The sequence below is a fragment of the Rhodopirellula europaea 6C genome, assembly GCF_000338295.1.
Classification (GTDB): Bacteria; Planctomycetota; Planctomycetia; order Pirellulales; family Pirellulaceae; genus Rhodopirellula; species Rhodopirellula europaea.
This window is the reverse complement of the sequence record NZ_ANMO01000120.1, coordinates 80,017-102,762: the sequence shown is the minus strand read 5'-3', so window position 1 is coordinate 102,762 and position 22,746 is coordinate 80,017. Positions and strand designations below refer to the sequence as shown.

Below are 22,746 nucleotides of genomic sequence, written 5' to 3'. Positions count from 1 at the left end.
AAGTGCGCGCATTGCGTACCAATCCTGGCTGATCTAGACGGATCATTCTCTTCGCAGGCGAGCTGAGTGTACGCACTTGGTTGCTGACGAAGATCGACCCTTTCTCCGTCTCTCTGTCTTGAATCTTTCATGGCTCACAGTCTGCGCGCGACGTTCGCGCGTGATTGAGTCATGTTGTCCGTGTGTGCCTTTCCAAAAGGAGTTTTGGCATGTTGAGTTTGTCCCGAAGAACTGGCCTCGTCGCCGGGGTTGTATTGATGGTCGCTTCCGTTTTGACGGCCTCGGTCGCGTCGAGTGCCGAGCGAGAAAAAACGAACACCGTGATGACGGTGGGCGAGATGTGTGGCGGTTGTGTGAAGAAGATCACCAAGCGTTTTGATGGCGTAGAAGGAATCGCCAAGGTGCAGTGCAGCATCGAAAAGCAATCCGTCACGTTGATCCCCAAAGACCGCGTTCGGCTCAGCCCGAAAGGTATCTGGGAAATCATGGAGAGCATTGGCAAAACGCCGACGAAGATGGTCACTCCTAACGGCACTTTCACTTCCAAGCCGAAGGAATGAGGAATAGAGAATAGGGAATGAGGAATGGCAGTTGAGAAAACGACATTCCTCATTCCTCATTCCAAATGTTCATTCTCCAATCTCAAATCTTCAATTAAAAATGCTTCTCCCCTGGGAATACGGTGTTCGTAATCTGGCTCGGCGGCCGATGCGGACGGCATTGACACTCGTTGCCTTGGCAACGGTGGTGATGCTGGTCTTTGTCGTCGTCGGGTTCATCCGTGGTTTGGAGCAATCGTTGACAGTGAGCGGAGATGAAGATGTCGTCTTGGTGTATTCCGTGAACTCGGAAGAAAACATTGAGAACTCGTCGATCGCCGCACGGACTCCGTCTTTGTTGACCGCCAGTTTGGACGGAGCCGTGAAGCGATTCGGCATCACGAACGTTTCGCCGGAGTTGTATCTGGGAACGCGAGTGAAGACCGATGAAGGCGACGGAGGTTTGGGGTTGGTTCGCGGCGTAACGTTGTCCACTCCGCTGGTTCGCCGCCGCGTCAAATTGACTGAAGGCGACTGGCCCGGCGATGGCGAAGTCATCGTGGGAAGGCTCGCGGCGGCCAAGCTTGGTAGCTCGGACGATGCGATGGCCATCGGCCAGAGCGTTGAATTTGAAGGTCGTCGGTGGCAGATCAGCGGACGGTTTGCCGCAGGTGGTGCGGCGTACGAATCTGAGATCTGGTGCAAGCTTGGCGACTTCCAGACGGCTACCAAAAGACAAGATTTAAGTCTGGTGGCGATGTTGTTGTCGCCACAAAGTTCGGCAGCCGAGGTCGAGTTGTTTTGCAAGGAACGCACCGACCTTGAACTGCGAGCGATTCGCGAAACGGATTACTACGCGTCGCTTCAACAGCACTACAAACCGGTCCGCCTGTTGGCATGGTTCGTGGTGGTACTGGTATCCGGCGCGGGAATTTTTGCCGGACTGAACATGATGTACGGCGCGGTGGCTGGTCGAATTCGAGAAATCGCGACGTTGCAAGCGGTCGGATATCGCCGTCGAGCGATCTTGATCAGCCTAGTGCAAGAAGGTGTTTTGTTGGCGGCAGCGGGATCATTGCTGTCCGGTGTGATCGCTCTGACGATGCTCAATGGCATGGCGGTCCGATTCACAATGGGTGCGTTCACGATACGCATCGACAGCGTCGCCATCTTGATCGGTTGCGGCGTTGGATTGTTGTTAGGCGTCTTGGGTGCGTTACCCCCGGCGCTCAAAGCGTTGCGAGCCGAAGTCGCAACGAGTTTGAAAGCAGTTTGAGATGATTGCAAATTGTTGATTTGAGATTGAAGATTTAGCACTATCCTTTTTTGGAGAATTGAAATGAAGATGATTGTTTGTTTGAGCCTCTCGTTGGTGGCCCTACTGGCGGTTGGCTGCAAAGACGGAACCGGCGTTGCGGAGGGGCCGAGTCACAATCGCTATGACCTGGATTCTGGAAAGACGCAGTATGAAGCTGAAACGGAACCCGCTGGTGCGATGCCGGTTGGTGAAGCTCGAGAGAAAACCGAGGACGGCCAGGACGTCACGCTCGTGGGCTTGATCGGCGGTTCGAGCGAACCGTTCGTCAAAGGTCTTGCCGCGTTCACAATTGTCGATCCCAAAGTTCCGTACTGTGCGGACGAGGAAGGATGCCCGACGCCGTGGGATTACTGCTGCGAAACCGACGCGGTCAAGCAGAACATCGCGACGGTGAAGATTGTCGATGATTCCGGCAAACCAGTGACCCAGGACGCTCGTGAATTTTTGAATGTCAAAGAACTGTCGAAGGTCGTTGTCAAAGGCAAAGCTCGGCGCGACGACCAAGGCAATCTGACTGTTGCGGCTAGTAAGATTTTCTTAAAGAAGGACTAGCCATGGCTGCTCCCCTCGATCTCAGTCAACTGGCTCTCGATCGCTCGCCCGCGAGCGAGTCGGTAGCGACGAAGCCGCGTCGCAAGCGTTGGGGCACTCGTTATGTGCTGCCGCTAGCGATCATCGTTGGCTTTGTCGGCCTGCTGGCAGCGGCGGCGGGACGACAGTTGATGCCGCAGCGGTCGGTCACGGTCGTGCCTGTGATTGTCAAGCGAGCGGAGGTGCAGCAGGCGGGAACCACTCTGTTTCAATCGCCGGGTTGGATCGAACCGCGACCGACGGCGATCAGTGTGGCGGCGTTGGCTCCCGGGGTCATTGAAGAATTGCTTGTTGTCGAAGGACAGCGTGTCGAAAAAGACGAAGCGATCGCTAAGCTGATCGCCATTGACGCGGAGTTGGATGTCCAGCAGGCCAAAAACTCGCTGGCGATTCGCGAAGGAGAATTGAACCGTGCGATCGCTGAACGAAACGCGGCCAAGATTCGGATTGACAATCCGGTGCATCTGGAGGTTCCGCTGGCGGATGCCCAAAGCACACTCGCGAGAGCGAAGACGGAAGTGGCAAAGTTGCCATTTTTGATCGAAGCCGCCGAAGCGAATGTTAACTTCGCGCACAGTAGCATGGAAGGGAAGCAGGCGGCTGAAAACGCCATTGCAGGACGGATCGTCCGACAGGCGGAAAGTGAACATGCCGCCGCACATGCGAACATGCAAGAGTTGCGGCAGCGACAACCTAACTTGCAGTCGGAGGTCGATACGCTGAAACGGAAAGTGGACGCCTTGCAACGACAACGCGAGTTGTTGGTCGAAGAGAATCGACAGTTTCAGGAAGCCGAAGCAAAGGTTGAATCCGCTATCGCGCTGCGAGACGAAGCGAAACTGCGAGTGCGACAGGCTGAATTGGCGCTTGAGCGAAACGTAGTTCGCGCACCCATGGACGGACGAGTCTTGCGACTGGTCGCAGCGCCGGGCACTCGCGTGATGGGACTGGATGCCATGGCGGGACAAAGCTCGGGCACGGTGATTGAAATGTACGACCCCGATCGCTTGCAAGTCCGGGCTGATGTTCGATTGGAAGATGTGCCAATGGTCACGCCGGGGCAGCCGGTCGAAATCGAAACGGCTTCTTCATCCGCACCTATCCGAGGACGAGTTCTGCAATCGACCAGTTCGGCAAACATTCAAAAGAACACATTGGAAGTGAAGGTCGAACTGATTGATCCGCCGCCCAGTGTCAGTCCCGAAATGTTGGTCACGGCAACGTTCCTGGCTCCGCAAGTCGAACGATCGGCCAGTGAGGCGACGGAAGCGGAGCGGATGTTTGCACCGAAGCAACTGATTCAATCGACCGAGTCCGGTTCATTCGCTTGGGTGGTCGACGCGGACGAAACAGCCCGCCAACGATCAGTGGAAGTCGGCAACGATGGCCCCGATGGCTTGGTCGAGATCAAGTCAGGGCTGCGGGTCACGGACAAATTGATTGCCAGCGGGTCGGATGGATTAACACAAGGAAGTCCGGTGCATGTCACCGGCGACGATCAAACAATCGGGATAAAATAAATGGCATTGGTAGAACTACGTGGCGTTAGCAAAAGCTTCCGCAAAGGTGACGAAACAATTACTCCTCTCGATAACATTGATTTGGACATCGAAGCGGGCGAGTTTGTATCGTTGATGGGGCCGAGTGGCACAGGCAAAAGCACGCTCTTGAATCTGGTCAGCGGCATCGACCGGCCCGATTCGGGAACGATCACGGTTGCTGGAACCGAAGTGACCGGGTTGTCGCGAAGCAAACTGGCTGACTGGCGAGCCGCTAACCTCGGCTACATCTTCCAAACTCACAACTTGATTCCCGTACTGACCGCTTATGAGAACGTGGAGCTTCCGACGCTGTTGCTGAAATTGTCCTCGACGCAACGTCGGCAGCGAGTCGAATTGGCGCTGGAAGCGGTGGGCCTCAGCGATCGAGCCGATCACTATCCGCGTCAACTTTCCGGTGGGCAAGAACAGCGTGTTGGTATCGCCCGCGCGATCGTGGCGCATCCCAAAGTCGTCGTTGCGGATGAACCGACCGGTAGCTTGGATACGGAAACCAGTGAGCAAGTCCAGGGCTTACTACAGCGTCTCAACAAGGAACTCGACATCACGATGTTGATGGTCACGCACGACAGCGATGTGGCTAGGATCGCATCAAGGCAGATGGTTTTGGACAGAGGGAAGTTTTTGGAAAGAGAGAGTGGGAGTATAGGAGAGGGGGAGATTGGGAGAGGAGGAATTATGCAGGTGGGAGTGAAGGAGTCGGGTGCCGCTTAGCAGTTTTACAACCAGCAATTTTCAATCTTCAATCGTCAATCAAAAATGTTCACTTACGTCCTCAAAACACTCTGGCGTCATCGCACGCGAACGCTTCTTACCGTCACCGGTGCGGCGGTCGCGATGTTCGTGTTCTGTTTCGTCGGCTCGGTCCAGGAAGGATTGCATCGGCTGACAACCGGATCGGATGCCGACCGAAGTTTGATCGTGTTTCAAGAAAACCGTTTCTGCCCGACGACCAGCCGATTGCCCGAGGATTACTCCCGCAAGATCAAGGAGGTTTCCGGCGTTCGCGACGTGATGCCGATTCAGGTTTGGACCAACAACTGCCGCGCGAGTTTGGACATTGTCGTCTTCAACGGTGCCGATCCACAGCAGATCAAATCAACGCGGCCCTTGACGTTAACCAACGGCAATTGGGAAACCTTCGCCAAGCAACGAGACGCGGCGATTGTCGGTCGCAATGTCGCTCAGCGGCGAGGACTGAAAACAGGTGACCAATTCTCCATCGGCGACATTTCTGTGAAGGTTGCTGGCGTTTTCTCTTCGACCGTACCCTCGGAAGAAAATTTGATTTATACGAGTCTCGCGTTTCTTCAATACACCCGCGGCCTGGATGCAGCCGGGCTGGTAACGCAACACGAAGTCTTGCTGACCGACGATGCTGATCCCGATCAAGTCGCAAGCGAAATCGACGCCACGTTGCGAGCTGGATCGGTCGCAACCAAAACACGACGCAAAGGCGCCTTTCAGGCTAGCACGCTTTCGGACCTCGTCGACCTGATCGGTTTCGCTCACTGGCTCGGCTACGCCTGCGTGGGACTCGTTTTGTCCCTCGTCGCTACCACCACCGTCATGAGTGTCCAGGACCGCATTAAGGAATACGCGGTATTGCAAACCATTGGAGTTCGACCACTGCGGGCGATGCGTCTGGTACTCGCCGAGAGCACGATTTTGTGTCTCGTCGGCGGCATCGCGGGCACGGGGTTAGCGATGACAGCATTGGCCATCGGAGGGTTCGCAATCGGAGCCGAGGGGGCCACCATTGCCTTTCGCCCTTCCATTGGCTTGGCGGCGACAGGAACGGCTGTGTCATTGGTCGTGGGCGTAGCCGCCGGATTGGCTCCCGCTGTTCAAGCCGCTACGGTCCCGATCGTCAATGCGCTTCGCCAAGCTTGATCGGTATTGACTTATTCGCCTTGAAAACGAACAATCGCTCGTCCAAGTCCCACCCATTTCGTACTTCCACCAAGAACGCTGATTTGTTTTCGTCCTGCATCCATCTACTAACACTGATCGCATTCAATGTGCATGCGTTGGTGGGATGTTGCGCGCATCACAATCATACGTCTCCGCTGGGCGGGCATGACGAGATCGGTTGCCACAGCTCGTTGGATTCTGATCACGATCGCTCGGCGGGTCACGACGAAAACGCAAATGACGATCATCCGATTGGCGATTTGGCTTTGGATCACGAGCACCACGATGGCAATCCCTGCGATCATTCGCAGCCATGTGACGAAGGCCGTTGTGTTTTTGTTGATGCAAGACTGGTTTCATTGCAGCTTGACGTGCAGACGAACGCTTCGGTCGCGTTTGGAACCCCGACCCCGGTCATCCAGCCGCGAGTCGCTCTAGCAACCGACCCCCGCGTCAGATTCAAGTTTCAATTCTTGCCCGCTGGGCAGCGCTGCGCGCTATTTCAATCCTGGCAAATTTAACGGCGAGTCTCTCCGCCCTTTGATGCGTGACGGTTGATTGCTGTTGCGCGTCGTTCTTTCGGATCGCCGACCCATGGTCAGGTTTCTGCGCAGACGTTCTGCGCCCTGCCAAGACCGTCGTGCAATAGGCATTGCTTTCGCAATCGAGCGGAGGCGTGCTCTTTGAAAAAATTGTTTACCAAACCCAATGATGTAGGATTGAAAGATGAAGTTGACAAAAACGATGTTTGCTTTGACCGCTTGCGCTGCACTTACCTTTGGCAGTGGATCCCTCTCCGCACAGGAAGCCGGTCACGAAGGCCACGACCATGCGGGGCATGATCATGCCGGACACGATCACGGCGACCACTCGCACGGCGGTGAAACGCTCGCGTTCTATTTACCGGAGTGGAAGTCACAGCATGTGGACGACGCGAATAAAGCCGCGCAATTGGCCGCGACGCTGAAAAAGCTCGGTTGCGAAGTCAAGCAGGACAGTCACTCCGGTCACAACGACGTTTCATACCGTCAACCCAAATGGACGGAAATGAAGGTCAAGGATCACAAGATGGCCGAGCAGTGGGCCGGTTTCCTTGCGAAATCTGGCTTCGACGTTTCACATGCCCATCCCGATCCGGCCTACGCCAAGGGCCCCGAAGCGGTCGAGTTTCGCATGGTCAAGTGGAAGCGGATGCACGGCAATGGCTCAGCCAACGAGAAGCAAATGATTGACACGTTGAAGAAGCTCGGCGCGGAAGTTCGAGTGGACCAACACGACGGTCATTCGGATATCGCGTTCCGAGCACCGACCTGGCGTGACGTCCACTTGGCCGACCACGCCGCGGCCGATCAGTTGATGGGTTGGCTGAAGCAACAAGGCTTTGAAACCCAGCATGAAGATCACTAAACGCGAGTTTTGTGGGCCGACGAAACGAGGGAGACGGCAAAAAGTCGTCTCCCTCGTTTCTGGAGCATCATGATGCCGGCATTGCTGAAGCAGAGCGGGTCTCCCTGATCGGAAATTTGGCAGATTCGTTCCTGTCGCCCTTGCGACAACCACTCATATCAGTACAACTTAACTTACTGAGATTGATTCTCAATAACAACTAAACCGTAGCCAGCCAGGTCGAGTCTCACTGAAGGCAGTCTGATCCCAGCCAGCAAAGACGTTGTGTCGCCGGAAACTAACCGTCTGTACCCTCACGTTTGCTGGACTTCCTCAAAATGAAACTCGCCCAAGTCTCACGCCGCCGAAGCGGCTTTACCCTGGTTGAATTACTTGTTGTCATCGCGATCATTGGTATCTTGGTCGGATTGCTGTTGCCGGCCGTCCAGGCTGCTCGCGAGGCGGCCCGTAGGATGAGTTGCTCCAACAATTTGAGGCAAGTCAGCTTGGCCATGCACAATTATCACGGCGCTTTCAATCAGTTTCCTTCTGGTGGTCTGTACCGAACGGATCAACCGAGTAGTTCGTGGTCGTTCCAAGCACGCCTTTTGCCCTACCTGGAACAATCTGGCCTGACTGACTTGATCGACTGGACAGTGCCTTATGGCGCGCAAGGCGAGGTCGCGGGCGTTAGGGTTCCCACCTACCTTTGTCCCAGCGAAGTCAACGACCAGTCCCGGCCGTCGCCTTCGGCCACCGACCCGGACTTCGCCTATTATCCAATGAATTACGTCGTCAACATGGGCGAGTGGTTCATCTATGATCCGGTCAGCAAGCGTTCGGGAACCGGGCTGGTTTTTCCCAACAGTAAAACGGGTTTTCGAGATGTGCTTGACGGCACCAGCAACACGCTTGCCCTGGCGGAAGTCAAGGCGTTCAATCCTTACCTTCGTGATGGCTTAACTCCGTCGGCGCTTGGCGAAGCGACACCCACGCTGCCCCAAGCGGTCGTCGCCTATGGCGGTAACTTCAAAATGAACTCGGGACACACTGAATGGATCGATTCGCGTATCCACCAGAGCGGGTTCACCACCACTTTCGGTCCCAACACCAAGCTGCTCTATAACTCGGGAGGGGCAGAGTACGACGTTGATTTCAACTCTTCCCGCGAGGGCAAGACGATTACGGAACCGACTTACGCCTCAGTAACGGCGCGAAGCTATCACCCCGGCGGGGTGCCGGCCAGCTTGGTGGACGGATCGGTTCAATTTTATACAGATTCAATCGACCTAACGATCTGGCACGCATTGGGCACCCGAGGTGGCCACGAAGTGATTCCGTCCGATCAATGAACGCAGTTCAATGTCTTGGCGTTGCAGGAATCGCGGTTTGAGAAGCAGTGCTTAGTTGACGACGTGATTGGTTGGTTTGACGGGCGGCGGAATCTGTTCAGACGCCAATTGCACCAAGGAAGCGGAGCAAGTTGCGTACCTGTCGAAATCAGTCGGTTGCCACACAGTCACACATCGCTGTGCGAACAGTCCGTGATTTGCCGGTTAGATAAAGTGATTGGCTGTCAATCGCTTGGCAAAATCCACCACGCTAAACGTTGATGTCGGTATACTGGAAGTTGTGCCACTTCGGATGAACGCGAGACAACATCACGCTGGTGGCCCGATTCAGCCAGCCGCCATTCTGCAAGCATAAGGAACACCACCATGACAACGATTCATCTATTGAGCCGAAGTTCTCTTGCGATCATTGCGTCGCTCGTGGTGTCGATTGCCGGATTCGGGAGCGTGCAAGCCCAGCATGGTCATCACGGCGGAGGGCATGGTTTCGGCCACGGCGGCCACAGCATTGGTCACGGTGGCCACGGTTTCGGACATGCCGGTCATGGCATTGGCCACGGAATCGGTCATAGCATTGGTCACGGAATCGGACACAGCATCGGTCACGGCATCGGACATGGAAGCGTGCATCACGGTGGACATGTCAACCACTACTCCGGCCATCACGGGATCGGTCATGAGCACTATGGGATCGGGCATTCCTTCCATCCGCACATCGACGTCTATGCTTCGCCTTACTATTCCGGTTTCGGCTATTCATCCGTTGGTTCGACGCATCTCCACACTCCTTATTACGACTATTACACCCAAACGCCATCGAGCGTTGTCCCGTCGGTCATCGCTCCGCCAAGTGCTGTGACAAGCACGCCCAGCACGACAAATTATTCGGCGGCGAAGCCCGCCATCTCACTTGATTCCAATGATGCGGTTACAAGAGTCGGTTCCGCTGAAAGTCGGGATAACGCGTACCGTGGGCAGGCCGAAGAAGCGTTCCGAAATTCCAACTACGGTGAAGCGGTGCGATTAGCAAATCATGCGTTGGTTGAATCACCAAACGATGGGAAACTGATGCTGCTGTATGCTCAGGGATTGTTCGCAGTCGGGGACTATCAGGGCGCGGCCGGTGCGATTCATCGAGCGGCGTCGCTGCTGAATCCAGAGGACTGGGGCTATGTCGTCAAGAACTATGGTAAGTACTATCAGGGGAACGGATTCGTTGACCAGATGAAACGGCTGGAGAGTTTTCTTAAATCAAACCCGGAAGCCGGTTACGCACGCTTCTTGCGCGGTTACCAATTCGGTTACCTTGGGCAAACGGATGTCGCCATCCGCGATCTGAATCGTGCTTTGGAACTAGAGAGCCGCGACCAATTGGCTGCCGAACTCGTCAGCCGATTCGGCGGCACACCGATCACAATTGCTCCTGAGCCTGCAGGATCGCGAAATGAGCCAATCCAGATGGATGGACCGCCACCATCTCTGTCATCGGGCGTGTGATCTGACTATGCGATCAGGGTTACCGGGTGTTAGTGGCAGCAACCGTCATTGCAACCACCGCCCGCGTCAGCGACGCGATCCGAAGGGCTGATGACCGGCGGCGGCAGTGTTGAGCCGTCGACGGCGGTGGTTTGATAGGAAGGTTCATAGGATGCGTTAGAAACCGACTGATCCAGGTAGGCTTGGTAGTCGGCGGTCTCGACAGGCTTCTTGGAACGCCACGGCAAGGTCGAGCAACCGGCGCTGGATGCAAGCATCGCGACGGCCAACAACAGCGGCGTGGTTCTGATCAGTTTTGGTGTGTAGTTCATTTTGGATTCCGTTGGCCGTTGAAAATTGAGTTCTGGATAGATGAATGAAAAGGCTTGTGGTCAAGCCGCTGCTTTTACTGTTGCTGAATGATCGCCTTCGGCGCGAGTGATGGGGATGAAAGCGGCATGTTGGGGACTGTAAGTTTCGACACGGCCACTCTCGAAGTGATAGACCCAGCCGTGGATGGCAAGTCGTCGTTCCTTCACCGCGAGCGCGACCGTAGGGTGTGTCGCTAGGTTGGCCATTTGCACAAGCACGTTTTCTTCGACGACTGCCTGAAGGCGTTGCGTGGGATCTTCGATTCCGTCCCGATCCAGTTCCGCGAGGCAGTATTCGATATTTAGTGTTGCCAAATGACGCCGCATTGCAGGCAACCGGTGTAATTGGCTTGGTTGCATGGCCGCTTGCATGGCTCCGCAGTGCGAGTGGCCACAGATGATCGCATTGCGGACCTTCAGTACGTCTATGGCGTACTCGATGGTTGCCGCTGCGGCACGATCATCGCTTGTTCCGTCGACACCGTGGTGGGGAACTAGGTTGCCGGCATTGCGTAGAACGAACAGGTCGCCAGGATCGGACTGAGTCACGAGACTCGGGACGACGCGGGAGTCCGAACAGGTGATCAAAAGCGTCCGAGGCTGTTGACCGGAACGAAGCCGCCCGAAAAGGATTCGATGGCTTGGAAATATCTCGTCTTGAAATCGGTACACGCCTTCGTTGATCTTTTGCATCAGAGTCTCCTATAGGTAGGTTGGTAAGCAGGTCGGTTACGCCGCGATGCGACGACGCAAATGGTGGTCGCTTTCGGAATCGACCTTGGTTGATTGACTAATACCATGGACCTGAGCGTGCAGGGTTCCCCAGTCGATGATCAACGTGCCGCCGGTTTGCTCGTGTCGCTGTGCAAACGACATCAGCAGGTCCATGCAGGCGTGGTCAATGTGATCGAGTTGCTCGAAATCCACATGGACTTCTTGACCGGGCATGATGCGATCGAGAGAGGACGCCAGGACGGGTAGGCGAAGAAACGTTGCCGCTCCACTGAGGTGCAAAAGGCAGTAATCACCTTCGCCATGAACAATCAATGCATTCAAGTGCGAAAAGCGGATCAGTAACTTTGCGACGGACAACGCAATTCCGACGATCACACCTGTCAACAGATCAGTCGCAATGATCGTGCACAGCGTGGCGGCATAGACGCCGACTTCACTCCATCCGTAACTTTTCAGTCGCTTGATCTCTTGCACGTTGATCAGTTTGAATCCGGTGTAGACCAAGATTGCGGCAAGCCCGGCGGTGGGAATCAAGCGAACCATGGAACCCAACGCGACGACAAAGACGAGCAACCATGCTCCGTGCAAAATCGCCGACGATCGAGTTTGTCCACCGGATTCGACGTTGGCACTGCTGCGAACGATGACGCCCGTCATCGGCAATGCACCCAGTGCGCCACAGACAATGTTGCCTATCCCTTGAGCGACGAGTTCACGGTCGTAATCGGTCTTCACTTCCGGTTTCATTTTCTCCACGGCCGCTGCACACAACAACGTTTCGGCGCTGGCAACAATGGCGATTAAAACACCCGCTTGCAGCAATACGTTGAGCGGTACAGATTGAAGCAGTTCGAGCGATGGAAGATGAATCGCGCTGCTCAGTGAATCTGGCATTTGCACACGAGCGACGGGCAGTCCCATCGTTCCAGCCATCACCGCCGCGACCACGATGGCAATCAGCGGTGCGGGAACCAATGCGAAACGTCCTTTGGCAAGCGTTTTCCATGCCATCAGACAAGCGATCGCGATCACACCAATGCCCGCAGCCGGATCTCGATGGACCAGGGCTTCGTAAGCGGCGGCGGGGATCGAGGCGAGATTGGCTAGCCCGTTTTGTTTGGGCGAATCATCTAACATGACGTGGAATTGGCTCGAAACGATCAGCACACCAACGCCGGCGAGCATGCCATGAATCACCGCCGGTGAAACTGCTCGGAACCATCGCCCGAGCCGTAGTGTTCCGGCGATCAACTGCAACGTCCCCGCAATCAACACAACCGCGCCGAGGGCAAGCAGGCCGTGTTCATTGACCACTTGATAGACGATCACGGTAAGCCCCGCCGCCGGGCCACTGACTTGCAGCGGAGCGCCCGCGAACCAGCCGACGACAAGACCGCCGACGATGCCGGTGATCAATCCAGCAGCGACGGGAACCCCCGAGGCGATCGCGATTCCCATGCACAGCGGCAAGGCGACCAGGAAGACAACGATCGAAGCCAGGAAGTCCTGCTTCGGTGACTTGATGATGGATGACCAATAGGTCGCCCGATGAAAATTGGTCATGTGATTTGTTTTGTGAGAGAAGAGCTTGGCGATTTGTTAAAGAGGTAAAGGGACCAACCGACCGCCAGCACTCCGTTGCTTGGAGCACACGGCGTCCTGGCCGCCAACGATCGGCTGGTCCACTGGGGAATCGAGCCACTGGCGAATTGAGCTGCCGGGGAATCGAGATTGGGCGCGTCGTTCGATGGACAAACCCGACTCGTTCGTGATGCAACCGCTAGTGACTATGTCCAGCGTGGCTTCCACCGCCACCACCTCCTCCGGCGGTTGATGCGCAGCCGACGGACGTGACAACGGCCAAGGCGGCCACCAACATCAAACTAAAAAGTAACTTGGTCATATCGAGAATCCTTTCCTTCGATTTTGGAATTACAAAACTGAAACGGTGATAGTCCGTGGCAGAGTTGCCACGCTATCGGTGATTGCTTGGAACGCAGCACGATACGCAATATGCGGTTCACGATACGCTCGCTTCGTGTGAACCGATGCCGGGGCGGGCAGGTTCAATTATCGAAGCGCATGAATCAGCGGTCTTATTGACCACTGATTGATTGACGCGACAGAAAGCTCAGAGAGCGGCGTTCAAATCAGAAAACGCGAGAGAGTGGCGCAGCGTTGCTGCGCCGTTTTGGCGTGCGTCAAAGGCGAAGGCTGCGTCCGCATGGACGAACCATTGAAATTTGATGACGGAAGCAGCGTCGCTGATACCGCCATGACACGCTCAGCCGCTTGGCGAACGACGATTCGATCGCCGCTGTTGATGGCTTGCTCATTCCGCTGATCGCACTGGCACTGACATGGGGAATGTTCGTCGCAGTGACAACCGAAAAGAGCAATCCCACATTCACGCTCGGCGGCGATCTCACTTGATTGCTTTGCGCGACTGTTGTGACAGCAACCTGCTCCCTGTGTCGAGTCGCACTGGGTGACCAGTGCACCGCATCCACACTGGCTTTCGCCGGCGACCGTTGTGCAGGGGCAGATTGGGACTAACGATGTCGGCATCGCAAACATCGCCACCATCAGCCACATCATGGCTGTGCGAGCGACTCGTTTGTGAGACCTTTTCAACATGAAGAAGCTTCTTGTTGTTTCATCGGATAGGAAGCGTTTTAGGGATGAATCGGCATGGATGGCACGCCGGAACAATCTTTTTTCGCGATGCCAACGCAGAATTTGTTTAATTACTCAATCGACGAATCCCGCGTCAAGTCTTGAGCAACTGCCTCCCAGCAACACTCGTACAGCGGACGAATCCAATGCATCTTAGATTGTGGGCTGGTAGCGACATTCCCCCCGCGAGGGCATAGTAGGACTCGCGGGGGCGTGTTCCACGGCGGCACTGTATCACCCAACCCCATTTACACTTTTCAGGGAATCGATCAGATGAAATGTTTCTCAACGGCAGTGGGATTGGTGATGGCGTTCTTGGGAACTTCCCAAGTTAGCGCTCAGTGGGTTGTTCCTCACACGACGACGCATGGGCACAACGTTTAACAAACCACCACTCATAACGACTACGTTCGACACCAGGGGCACGTCGACGTGGTTCCTCACACGACGACGCACGTCGATCGTGTTCCGCACACTCAAACACTTTTCGATCATGTCACACCGCACGGCAGTCACCCGATTGCTACGCAGCCGTACCAGACCCAGCGTTTGTCGCGCGGCACGACCGGTAATTCAGCCGGGCACGGTAATTCAGCCGGGCACGGTAATTCAGCCGGGCACGGTAATTCAGCCGGGCACGGTAATTCAGCCGGGCACGGTAATTCAGCCGGGCACGGTTGTTCAGCAAGGCTATGTGCAACCGAGCTACCCTCGAGGTCATTACATTCAGCAGAAAGGCTATGTCCAGCAGGGTTATCCACAGCAGCAAACTGCCTATCCCAGTCAGGGCCAAACCCACATTCACAACGGCGTGCAGCAGTCTGGATACGCTCAACCTTATCAGTCTTTCCGCCCCAGTTATCCGCAGCCGCACCTGCATACTCAAACCCACACCGATTACTTGCCGCACACCACAACGCACACCGATTATCGGCAACGCGGTGGACACGTCGACGCGGTACCTCATACGACGACGCATGTTGATGCCGTCCCTCACGCGACGACTCACGTCCACGGCGGCCATCACTGAGCCGGTCGACGGCAGCGGTTCGCCGACTGCTTGCTGTTGGGCGATTGCAAGGGATTGGAACAGAATCTGTCCTGCGCCCCTCCATCCGGTCTTGCGACTGATGCAATCCTCATGACCGGTACTTGGTTATAGCGTCCGATGTCGGATTGGGACGATTCTGCTTGAAATTCGGTAGTTGCGGAACCGATGGGTACCGCAGGCTGGTCGTTTTATCTATTTCAAGGAGGAATACTCGGTGACCAATACACGACCATTCTGTATCAAGACAACCCGCGGCAGGACAATTTCTGCCACGGCGAAGCGGGCTAGGCGTCTGCTGTTGTTGTCCGCATTGGGTTTCACGACCGGCTGTCAGACTCTTGGGCAACATGTCGCTTCGACGCCGAGTTTGCGGCAAGCGACCGATGTGACCGCAGTGGCAGTTGCAACCAGCGAGCTGCAGCCTCCGGTACCACATTCTCCATCTCAAAAGCCCCGCGTGCAAACCGTCGCTTATACCGAAATCGACACCGAAAGCATGGACGGTGAAGGAGACGACAGCAACGAGGACGACACGCCGATGTCTCTGCGTGATGCGATGTCGCTTGAAGACTCCGGGACGGCAACAGTGGCTGAACCCATCTTTTTGGACAGCCCGGTTGTAGATTTCGGCCAATCTACCGGCATGACGCTGGAGCAATTCGAGTCGCTGGCCCTTCAGAACAACCCGACCATTGCTGAGTTGGTTGCGACCACGCAGAAAGCGGCCGGATATCGCACGCAAGTGAGCCTGCGAGCCAATCCGAGCATCGGATACCAAGCGAATCAACTCGCCGATCAGGGAACCGACCAGCACACGTTTTTCATTTCACAAACAATCGTCACGGCCAACAAGTTGGCACTCAATCGCAGCGTGTTGAATGAATCCATGCGTGCTCAACTGTTTTATCTGGAAGCCCAGAAATACCGAGTTGCCACAGATATTCGCGTTAAATTCTACGACGCTTTGGCGGCACAGCGTCGCGTGCAATTGATCCAAGAGTTTCAATTAGTATCGGACCAGGGGCTTGAATTCGCTGAATTGCGGAAGCGAGCGGAGGAAGGGTCACAACTGGATGTCGTGCAAGCCAAAGTGCTGAAGAACGAGATTGACCTGCAACTGCGTCAAGCCAAAGTCCGCTTTAACGCCGCTTGGCGTGAGTTGGTAGCATTCGCCGGAACACCCCAGATGGCACCAACCGACCTGCAAGGTGAGTTGCCGCGAAACGAAGTGCCGATGGATTGGAATAGCGTCGCGGCGAACATTGTCGTTGCTAATCCCGAGTACCAAGCGGCCCAGTCGCGAGTGACTCGGGCCAGAGCGTTGATCTGTCGTCACGAAGTTCAGCCGATTCCCAACCTGGATGTCTCGTTGGGTAGTGGTTATGACAACGCAACCGACAACGGTTTGATCAATTTTCAGATTGGTGCACCGATCCCGGTGTTCAACAAGAACCAGGGGAACATCTCTGCGGCCCGAGCAGAATATGTTCGCGCGTCGCGTGAAGTCGAGCGGATTGAAAACGCGATCAAGGCACGGTTAGCGACCGCCGCCGGCGATTTTGACGCCTCTCTGGCCGCCGTCGATCAATATGCGAATGATATTCTGCCCAACGCACAAGAAGGGCTCGATCTGTCGGAGATCGCCTATAAGGCTGGCGAAACCAACTATGTGCAAGTGCTGATCGCTCAGCGGACGTACTTCGAGACCAACCTGCAATACATCGCCGCCCAAGCATTGCTCGGCCAAGCCCGTGCCCGCATTGACGGCTATGTCCTGACGGGATCATTGGACCCAGTCGTCGACAACAGCGGCGATGACAGCCTACGGGGCCTAACGTTCAGTCAACAGTAGCCCGTTGGCCCGTCTGCTTCGACGAGCGAATGCGTTCGCTAATCCGGAGGTCTGGGAAGTTCAGCGAAAATTTTCCGCCGTCACCTGATCGGTATGGACCTTTTCGCTGTAAGATCCGATAATACCAGGAATCTCACTATAGAAAGGCTTTTTGTGTCCGCCGTTTGTCGTCTCACCACCGTCGCCGCATTGCTGCTGCACCTGATTTTCGGGTGTTCGCTGCATCACGCTGCTGCTTGTGGGAGCCATGGCCATGGCGGGTGCGATCATGCTCGTGTGAGCACCGATTTACCAAGTGTCCAATCCGACCATTGTTGTAGTCACGACCACGATTGCTCGGGCGAGGACGAGACGGTCGAAGCGTACGACAATGTTAGCCAATTGGTGGCTCCGTGTTGTGCTTGCGAGTCACAGCCTTGTGATGGAAACCATCCGGGGTGCCACGGCGAAGTAGAATGCAGCTTTGTGCCTTCGAGTGACGTCGTCTTCATCATCGACGCTCCTGTGGTTGCGTTTGTGTGCTACGAGCACGATCCGATGATGAGTTTCGTCAGTTCGCTCGCGGCCCGTCGGTTGCAACAGCGATCGGTAAATGTCGCGACGGACTCGCTCTCCCACTGTGCTTCTCTCTGCACGTGGATCATTTGAGTTGGGGAAGTAGGGAATGAGAAATAGGGAATAGGGAAACCGTTCTCGAACTCAACTCGTTCCATCTTTTTACCCCGATCATCCTTTTGAATGAATGAATCGAGGACCTCGCTGCGCGCATTGCAACTCGCACTCGCGTTGCAAGTTCTCCATTCCTCATTCCCAATTCCTCATTCCCCATTGCAGGGTTTCCCCATGTCCAAATTGAAAAATTGGCTACAGCGTTTGCTTGGCCCTGTGTTGACGGTCTTCGCGATTGCGATCGCGATCGTCGTTGGTGGGTTTGCCTTCACCGACTTTCCGCAAAAGTTGGGGCTGGTGGCTGCGGCCGAAGAAGCCGGTCATGAAGGACACGACCACGGCGAAGGCGGTCACGACGATCACGAGGGGCATGATGACCACGAGGGACATGACCATGGGCACGAAGGCCACGACGAATCAAATTCGATCGAACTGAGTGCTCAAGCTCGTGCCAACTTGAAGCTCACGACGCAAGCCGTTTCGGTCGGTCAGTTCAATGAATACATCGAGGTTCCCGCCGCGGTAGCCGACTGGCCCGGGCGAACACACGTCGCGATCACTTCACCCCTGACTGGCGTGATCAACGCGATCAACGTGTCGCGAGGTGAGTTGCTCAAAAGCGGCCGGCCGATGTTTACCCTGCGGTTGACCCATCAAGACCTTGTCGAAACGCAAGAACAATTCTTAGCCTCACTAGGCGAACTGGATGTTGAAAAACGCGAGATCACTCGGCTGACTTCCCTTTCCGGGACGGGGGCCATCGCCGGAAAGACCCTGCTCACACGTGAATACGAGCGTGACAAGTTGATGGCCAACTTGGGTGCGGCGAAACAATCCATGCTGCTGCACGGTTTAACTCAAAGCCAAGTTCAGAGTATCGAGCAAACGCGAGAGCTGATTCGCGAGGTCACGATTTTCGCTCCGACGCTCCATGCCGATCGTTCACTGCATCATGAATCGCTGCATGAGTCTTCGCCGCAATGGCCGTCGGCAAACTCCCAAGCACAGAATCGGACTGTATCGACGAGTGCGAGGTTTGCTTCCATGCAGCCGCCGCCGATACCGCATCCGGCACATATCGACGCAGAATTCCTGGTAACCCAATTGGATGTCAGCCGAGGTGAATCGGTCCAAGCGGGCCAGAAGCTCGGCCAGCTTTCTGACTACAGCCAGATTTTAATCGAAGGACACGCCTACCAACGAGACGGTCTCGCCCTGCAGGAAGCTTCGCAAAGCGGAGCGGAGCTGCAAGCCGTCATCGAATCGCGAGAAGGTAAGCCCGAACTCATCAAAGGTTTGAAGATCGTCTACATCGGCAACGAGGTCGATCGCGTTTCGCGGGCTTTACCGTTCTACGTTTCGTTAACCAATGAGATCGAGCGGTCAGAAAAGATTGGTGAGCAACAGTATGTCAGTTGGCGTTACAAACCTGGCCAACGGTTGCAGGTTCGTGTTCCGGTCGCTGGTTTTGACAATGCAATTGTTGTCCCTAAGGAAGCGGTCGCCGAGGAAGGTCCCGAGCGATTTGTGTTCGTTGAAAACAATGATCACTTCGACCGTGTCGCGGTTGAGGTTTTAGCGTCGGACTCCCTTAACGTCGCGATCAAAAACGATGGCCAAGTTTGGCCGGGACAGTCGATCGCCGTCAGCGGCGCGCACCAGTTGCAAATGGCGCTGAAGAATAAGTCTGGCGGTGCCATTGATCCCCACGCAGGGCACAACCACTGAGTTGTTCGCTTTGCCAAACCAAAACTACTGAGGGATCAAAATGTTAGACAGAATCATTCAATTTTCGTTGAACAATCGCCTGATTGTTCTCGCGGTCGCGGCCATCATGCTCGGTGTGGGGGCGTGGCAGTCGTTGCAGTTGCCGATTGACGTGTTCCCGAACTTGAACCGTCCGCGCGTGGTGGTGATGACCGAAGCGCCTGGAATGGCTCCTGAGGAGGTCGAGGCGCTGATCACCTTTCCTCTGGAGACCGCTTTCAATGGAGCTAGCGGCGTCGAAGCGGTGCGTAGCAGTAGCGGTATCGGATTGTCCGTGATCTACGTGGAGTTCGCTTGGAATACCGACATCTACAACGATCGTCAGATCGTCAATGAACGGTTACAGCTTGCCTCGGAGAATCTGCCTGATGGTGTGAAGCCGACGCTCGCGCCGATCTCGTCGATCATGGGCCAGATTCTGATGTACGGCATGTGGAGTGAAGGCGATGTGACCGAACCGATGGAAGTTCGCACGCTCGCGGACTGGGCTGTGCGTCAACGCTTGCTGACGATTCCTGGTGTCTCGCAAGTCTTCACGATGGGCGGTGGGCGGATGCAGTATCAAGTGCTGGTTGATCCGGATGCACTGCGAAACTTTGGCATTTCGATGGATGAAGTCCACCGAGCCGTCTCGCGGTCAAACTTGAACGCGACCGGCGGATATCTTGACGAACGCGGTGCGAACGAGTTGTTGGTCCGAGGGTTGGGGCGAATCAGCAGCCTTGAAGACCTGCGTCAGGTCACGATCACGATGCGCGAAGGTCGTCCGATCACCCTGGCCGATATCGCGAAAGTCATCGAAGGCCCGCAAGTCATGCGAGGTGACTCGTCGACCTTCCTGCGAACCGAAGATGGTACGGTCGAAGGTGGGCCAGCCGTCGTTTTGACCATCAACAAACAGCCTGGCAGTGACACACGTGCGGTCGACACCGCGATCGCCGCAGCATTGGAAGAACTGAAAGTTTCGTTGCCAGACGATATTCGGATCGCCAACGTTTACTCGCAGCGTTCGTTCATCGACAGAGCAATCGAAAACGTCATTGAAGCTCTCGCCGATGGGGGTGTGCTGGTTCTGGTCATTTTGTTCCTGTTCTTGCTGAACTTCCGCACCACGTTCATCACGCTGACGGCGATTCCGCTTTCGATCATTTCCACTGCTTGCGTATTCGCTGCGTTCGGATTGTCAATCAACACGATGACGCTTGGTGGCCTTGCGGTCGCAATCGGAGAATTGGTTGATGATGCGATCGTTGACGTTGAGAACATCTTCCGGCGGTTAAAAGAGAATCGCCATGCGGAATATCCGCGACCGGTGCTGCGAGTCGTCTACGAAGCCAGCATCGAAGTACGAAGTAGCGTGGTGTACGGAACGGCAATCGTGGTGCTCGTCTTCATTCCACTTTTCGCACTCGAAGGAATGGAAGGCAAGCTGTTCGTGCCGCTTGCGATGGGCTATGTGGTTTCGCTAGTCGCCTCACTGGGCGTTTCATTGACGGTCACACCCGTGCTGGCGTCGTTGTTGCTTGTCGGCAAAAAGGTCTGGCGGTTTGTCGTTCCAGTTTTGGCGTTAGGCATCGCCGCACTCACCATGTACTGGGTCGTGCCGCGAGCGATTCACATTTTGCATTTGCCATTTGAAATGCCCGGTGATCCGTTTTGGTGGACGATCGCTTTGACGCCCACGGTTTGGGTGCTGCTGCTGGTAACGGAATGGATGCTCGGCGGCGAGGAGGCCGAAGAGGGCCGATTGCTTGAGGGCCTGAAGGGACTGGCGGGACTCGCTATCGGATTCAGCACGCGATTCGCCGGCCCTGTTCTTGGTGTGGCTGCTGTGATGGTCGCGTTCGCGGTGTTTGCGGTGACACAACTGGAGAGTGATTTTCTGCCGCCGTTCAACGAGGGTGCCGTTCAGGTGAACGCTCTGCTCGCGCCGGGAACATCGTTGGCCACCAGCAACAAGATCGGCGTCACCGTGCAAGAACGATTGATGGAAATTGAGTCGGTCAAGTCGGTCGCTCGCCGAACGGGCCGAGCCGAGCTAGACGAGCATGCCGAAGGTGTCAACGTGACCGAGTTGTTCCTGGAAATGGAAGACGATGCCGATCGCGAGAAGACGCTCGAAACAATTCGCGAGACGATGGAGGACATTCCCGGCGTTGTCTCCAGCACCGAGCAACCGCTCGCGCACTTGATCAGCCACATGATCTCGGGTGTCAAAGCTCAGATCGGCATCAAACTCTTCGGTGACGATTTGGACGTGTTACGGAACAAAGCCGAAGAGATGAAGCAACGCATCGCCGGTGTCGAGGGATTGACCGACGTCGTCATTGAACAACAGACCAATATTCCGCAGCTTCGTATCGAACTCAATCGTGCGGCGCTGAACCAGAACGGTTTGCAGCCTGCTGACGTAATGGAGTTGGTCGAAACAGCGATGAACGGGACGGTCGTCAGCCAAGTGCTGCTGGGTCAGCGAACCTTTGACCTGATGGTCCGCATGGACGAACCGTACCGCGAAGATGTCAGCAAGCTCAAACGTCTCGCGGTCCCGCTTCCCGACGGCGGGATGGTGCCGCTCGATTCGGTCGCCAATATCTATGAAAGCGGCGGTCCAAACATGATCAAGCGAGAACAGGTTCGTCGCCGGATCGTGCTGCAAGCCAACGTTTCCGAACGCGGAGTCGTCGACGCTGTGGGAGACATTAAAACCGAACTCGCCGATATGGAATTGCCGCCTGGTTATTTTCTCGAATACGGCGGACAGTTTGAGAGCCAACAATCAGCTTCGCGTCGTTTGTTGATTCTTTCGAGCGTTGCGCTGCTGGGTATGTTCCTGGTGTTATACACGCTATTTGGTAACATCAATTTCTCCATGCAAGTCTTGGTTGCGCTGCCAACCGCTTTCATCGGAGCAGTCGCGGCGCTGGTCATCACGGATCAAAACCTGACTGTAGCGGCAATGGTCGGCTTTATCTCGTTATGCGGGATTGCTAGTCGCAACGGCATCTTGCTGCTCAATCACTACATCCATTTGGTCGAGCACGAGGGCGAATCATGGACTCGCGAAATGGTGCGCCGAGCGGGCCAAGAACGGATGGCTCCGGTGTTGATGACCGCACTGACGTCTGGCATCGGATTGTTGCCGCTGGCACTCGCGGCGGGCGAACCCGGTAAAGAGATTCTGTACCCGATCGCGACTGTGATTGTCGGCGGATTGCTAACGAGCACGCTGGCGGAATTCTTCGTCCGACCGGCGTTGTTTTGGACGATCGGTCAGGGTGCCGGAAAGCAAATCGTGCGAGACCATTTGGAAGGGTTGGAGAGTACGGAATCCAGCGGCACCGTCCACACGCCTGCCGAACCAGTGGTCGCGACGTGAAAGATGAAACACTGGTACGAGGAACGGTTCCTCGTGATTGCCCGCTTCAATGGGCAAATTAGTTTGCCGTTTCGGTGCGTTGCCGAAACGATGGTTGTTTGTTTCGAGAAG

Annotated in this window: 20 protein-coding genes and 1 pseudogene; 15 read left to right on the top strand and 6 right to left on the bottom strand. The window is 55.6% G+C overall.

Annotated elements, in window-relative coordinates; all coding sequences use genetic code 11:
- Positions 1 to 257: 257 nt before the first annotated feature.
- The 9 genes from RE6C_RS13175 to RE6C_RS13125 all read left to right on the top strand — a co-directional run bounded on the left by RE6C_RS13175 (position 258) and on the right by RE6C_RS13125 (position 10,156).
- Complete coding sequence (locus RE6C_RS13175; protein WP_008657244.1) at positions 258 to 560, top strand: heavy-metal-associated domain-containing protein; 303 nt, start codon at positions 258 to 260, stop codon at positions 558 to 560.
- 100 nt (positions 561 to 660) lie between these two features.
- Positions 661 to 1,815: an ABC transporter permease gene (locus tag RE6C_RS13170; protein WP_039961955.1), complete on the top strand. Its 1,155-nt coding sequence runs from the start codon at positions 661 to 663 to the stop codon at positions 1,813 to 1,815.
- 63 nt (positions 1,816 to 1,878) lie between these two features.
- Positions 1,879 to 2,409, top strand: a complete 531-nt coding sequence (locus tag RE6C_RS13165; RefSeq protein ID WP_008657240.1) for a hypothetical protein — start codon at positions 1,879 to 1,881, stop codon at positions 2,407 to 2,409.
- Between the two features lie 2 nt (positions 2,410 to 2,411).
- Complete coding sequence (locus tag RE6C_RS13160; protein ID WP_008657239.1) at positions 2,412 to 3,968, top strand: permuted SH3 domain-containing protein; 1,557 nt, start codon at positions 2,412 to 2,414, stop codon at positions 3,966 to 3,968.
- On the top strand, positions 3,969 to 4,721 hold the full coding sequence (locus RE6C_RS13155; protein ID WP_008657238.1) for an ABC transporter ATP-binding protein: 753 nt from the start codon (positions 3,969 to 3,971) through the stop codon (positions 4,719 to 4,721).
- A 45-nt stretch (positions 4,722 to 4,766) separates the two neighbouring features.
- Positions 4,767 to 5,900, top strand: a complete 1,134-nt coding sequence (locus tag RE6C_RS13150) for an ABC transporter permease (protein WP_008657237.1) — start codon at positions 4,767 to 4,769, stop codon at positions 5,898 to 5,900.
- A gap of 747 nt (positions 5,901 to 6,647) precedes the next feature.
- Positions 6,648 to 7,328, top strand: a complete 681-nt coding sequence (locus RE6C_RS13140) for a secreted protein (RefSeq protein ID WP_008657232.1) — start codon at positions 6,648 to 6,650, stop codon at positions 7,326 to 7,328.
- A 317-nt stretch (positions 7,329 to 7,645) separates the two neighbouring features.
- Positions 7,646 to 8,659, top strand: a complete 1,014-nt coding sequence (locus RE6C_RS13135; RefSeq protein ID WP_008657230.1) for a DUF1559 domain-containing protein — start codon at positions 7,646 to 7,648, stop codon at positions 8,657 to 8,659.
- Positions 8,660 to 9,025: 366 nt separating this feature from the next.
- The gene (locus RE6C_RS13125; RefSeq protein ID WP_236618184.1) at positions 9,026 to 10,156 is read left to right on the top strand and encodes a tetratricopeptide repeat protein; all 1,131 of its coding nucleotides are present in this window, start codon (positions 9,026 to 9,028) and stop codon (positions 10,154 to 10,156) included.
- A 29-nt stretch (positions 10,157 to 10,185) separates the two neighbouring features.
- Here RE6C_RS13125 and RE6C_RS13120 read toward each other — a convergent pair whose 3' ends face one another.
- The 5 genes from RE6C_RS13120 to RE6C_RS32195 form a co-directional block, all read right to left on the bottom strand.
- The gene (locus RE6C_RS13120) at positions 10,186 to 10,467 is read right to left on the bottom strand and encodes a hypothetical protein (protein ID WP_008657225.1); all 282 of its coding nucleotides are present in this window, start codon (positions 10,465 to 10,467) and stop codon (positions 10,186 to 10,188) included.
- Between the two features lie 60 nt (positions 10,468 to 10,527).
- Positions 10,528 to 11,199 (bottom strand): carbonic anhydrase, encoded by a 672-nt coding sequence (locus RE6C_RS13115; protein WP_008657223.1) that lies wholly within the window; start codon positions 11,197 to 11,199, stop codon positions 10,528 to 10,530.
- Positions 11,200 to 11,235: 36 nt separating this feature from the next.
- Positions 11,236 to 12,804: a SulP family inorganic anion transporter gene (locus tag RE6C_RS13110; protein WP_008657222.1), complete on the bottom strand. Its 1,569-nt coding sequence runs from the start codon at positions 12,802 to 12,804 to the stop codon at positions 11,236 to 11,238.
- A 217-nt stretch (positions 12,805 to 13,021) separates the two neighbouring features.
- Positions 13,022 to 13,144, bottom strand: coding sequence for a hypothetical protein (locus RE6C_RS33245; protein ID WP_261340118.1), 123 nt, complete (start codon positions 13,142 to 13,144; stop codon positions 13,022 to 13,024).
- Between the two features lie 242 nt (positions 13,145 to 13,386).
- On the bottom strand, positions 13,387 to 13,878 hold the full coding sequence (locus tag RE6C_RS32195; protein WP_039961952.1) for a hypothetical protein: 492 nt from the start codon (positions 13,876 to 13,878) through the stop codon (positions 13,387 to 13,389).
- Between the two features lie 406 nt (positions 13,879 to 14,284).
- On the opposite strand from RE6C_RS32195, the pseudogene RE6C_RS33500 reads away from it, so the two are divergent.
- From RE6C_RS33500 to RE6C_RS13090, 4 genes and pseudogenes are all read left to right on the top strand, one after another.
- Positions 14,285 to 14,551, top strand: a pseudogene (locus RE6C_RS33500) (hypothetical protein); the annotation flags it as partial.
- A gap of 60 nt (positions 14,552 to 14,611) precedes the next feature.
- Positions 14,612 to 14,947, top strand: a complete 336-nt coding sequence (locus RE6C_RS32875) for a hypothetical protein (protein WP_236618197.1) — start codon at positions 14,612 to 14,614, stop codon at positions 14,945 to 14,947.
- A gap of 186 nt (positions 14,948 to 15,133) precedes the next feature.
- A complete protein-coding gene (locus RE6C_RS33240; RefSeq protein ID WP_008657211.1) occupies positions 15,134 to 15,256 on the top strand; it encodes a hypothetical protein in 123 nt (40 codons plus the stop codon).
- Positions 15,257 to 15,266: 10 nt separating this feature from the next.
- Positions 15,267 to 16,820 carry a TolC family protein gene (locus RE6C_RS13090; protein ID WP_008657209.1) on the top strand — a complete coding sequence of 518 codons (1,554 nt, stop codon included), beginning with the start codon at positions 15,267 to 15,269 and terminating at the stop codon, positions 16,818 to 16,820.
- A 60-nt stretch (positions 16,821 to 16,880) separates the two neighbouring features.
- Here RE6C_RS13090 and RE6C_RS13085 read toward each other — a convergent pair whose 3' ends face one another.
- On the bottom strand, positions 16,881 to 17,090 hold the full coding sequence (locus RE6C_RS13085) for a hypothetical protein (RefSeq protein ID WP_008657199.1): 210 nt from the start codon (positions 17,088 to 17,090) through the stop codon (positions 16,881 to 16,883).
- Between the two features lie 573 nt (positions 17,091 to 17,663).
- Here RE6C_RS13085 and RE6C_RS13075 point away from each other — a divergent pair.
- On the top strand, positions 17,664 to 19,217 hold the full coding sequence (locus RE6C_RS13075; RefSeq protein WP_008657195.1) for an efflux RND transporter periplasmic adaptor subunit: 1,554 nt from the start codon (positions 17,664 to 17,666) through the stop codon (positions 19,215 to 19,217).
- A gap of 40 nt (positions 19,218 to 19,257) precedes the next feature.
- The gene (locus RE6C_RS13070; RefSeq protein ID WP_008657194.1) at positions 19,258 to 22,635 is read left to right on the top strand and encodes an efflux RND transporter permease subunit; all 3,378 of its coding nucleotides are present in this window, start codon (positions 19,258 to 19,260) and stop codon (positions 22,633 to 22,635) included.
- The last annotated feature ends 111 nt before the right edge of the window (positions 22,636 to 22,746 follow it).

Excerpts from the sequence above, each read along its gene's own strand:
- RE6C_RS13175 (WP_008657244.1), top strand. The coding sequence starts at position 258 with ATGGTCGCTTCCGTTTTGACGGCCTCGGTCGCGTCGAGTGCCGAGCGA.
- RE6C_RS13170 (WP_039961955.1), top strand. The coding sequence starts at position 661 with ATGCTTCTCCCCTGGGAATACGGTGTTCGTAATCTGGCTCGGCGGCCG.
- RE6C_RS13165 (WP_008657240.1), top strand. The coding sequence starts at position 1,879 with ATGAAGATGATTGTTTGTTTGAGCCTCTCGTTGGTGGCCCTACTGGCG.
- RE6C_RS13160 (WP_008657239.1), top strand. The coding sequence starts at position 2,412 with ATGGCTGCTCCCCTCGATCTCAGTCAACTGGCTCTCGATCGCTCGCCC.
- RE6C_RS13155 (WP_008657238.1), top strand. The coding sequence starts at position 3,969 with ATGGCATTGGTAGAACTACGTGGCGTTAGCAAAAGCTTCCGCAAAGGT.
- RE6C_RS13150 (WP_008657237.1), top strand. The coding sequence starts at position 4,767 with ATGTTCACTTACGTCCTCAAAACACTCTGGCGTCATCGCACGCGAACG.
- RE6C_RS13140 (WP_008657232.1), top strand. The coding sequence starts at position 6,648 with ATGAAGTTGACAAAAACGATGTTTGCTTTGACCGCTTGCGCTGCACTT.
- RE6C_RS13135 (WP_008657230.1), top strand. The coding sequence starts at position 7,646 with ATGAAACTCGCCCAAGTCTCACGCCGCCGAAGCGGCTTTACCCTGGTT.
- RE6C_RS13125 (WP_236618184.1), top strand. The coding sequence starts at position 9,026 with ATGACAACGATTCATCTATTGAGCCGAAGTTCTCTTGCGATCATTGCG.
- RE6C_RS13120 (WP_008657225.1), bottom strand. The coding sequence starts at position 10,467 with ATGAACTACACACCAAAACTGATCAGAACCACGCCGCTGTTGTTGGCC.
- RE6C_RS13115 (WP_008657223.1), bottom strand. The coding sequence starts at position 11,199 with ATGCAAAAGATCAACGAAGGCGTGTACCGATTTCAAGACGAGATATTT.
- RE6C_RS13110 (WP_008657222.1), bottom strand. The coding sequence starts at position 12,804 with ATGACCAATTTTCATCGGGCGACCTATTGGTCATCCATCATCAAGTCA.
- RE6C_RS33245 (WP_261340118.1), bottom strand. The coding sequence starts at position 13,144 with ATGACCAAGTTACTTTTTAGTTTGATGTTGGTGGCCGCCTTGGCCGTT.
- RE6C_RS32195 (WP_039961952.1), bottom strand. The coding sequence starts at position 13,878 with ATGTTGAAAAGGTCTCACAAACGAGTCGCTCGCACAGCCATGATGTGG.
- RE6C_RS33240 (WP_008657211.1), top strand. The coding sequence starts at position 15,134 with ATGGGTACCGCAGGCTGGTCGTTTTATCTATTTCAAGGAGGAATACTC.
- RE6C_RS13085 (WP_008657199.1), bottom strand. The coding sequence starts at position 17,090 with ATGATCGCACCCGCCATGGCCATGGCTCCCACAAGCAGCAGCGTGATG.
- RE6C_RS13075 (WP_008657195.1), top strand. The coding sequence starts at position 17,664 with ATGTCCAAATTGAAAAATTGGCTACAGCGTTTGCTTGGCCCTGTGTTG.
- RE6C_RS13070 (WP_008657194.1), top strand. The coding sequence starts at position 19,258 with ATGTTAGACAGAATCATTCAATTTTCGTTGAACAATCGCCTGATTGTT.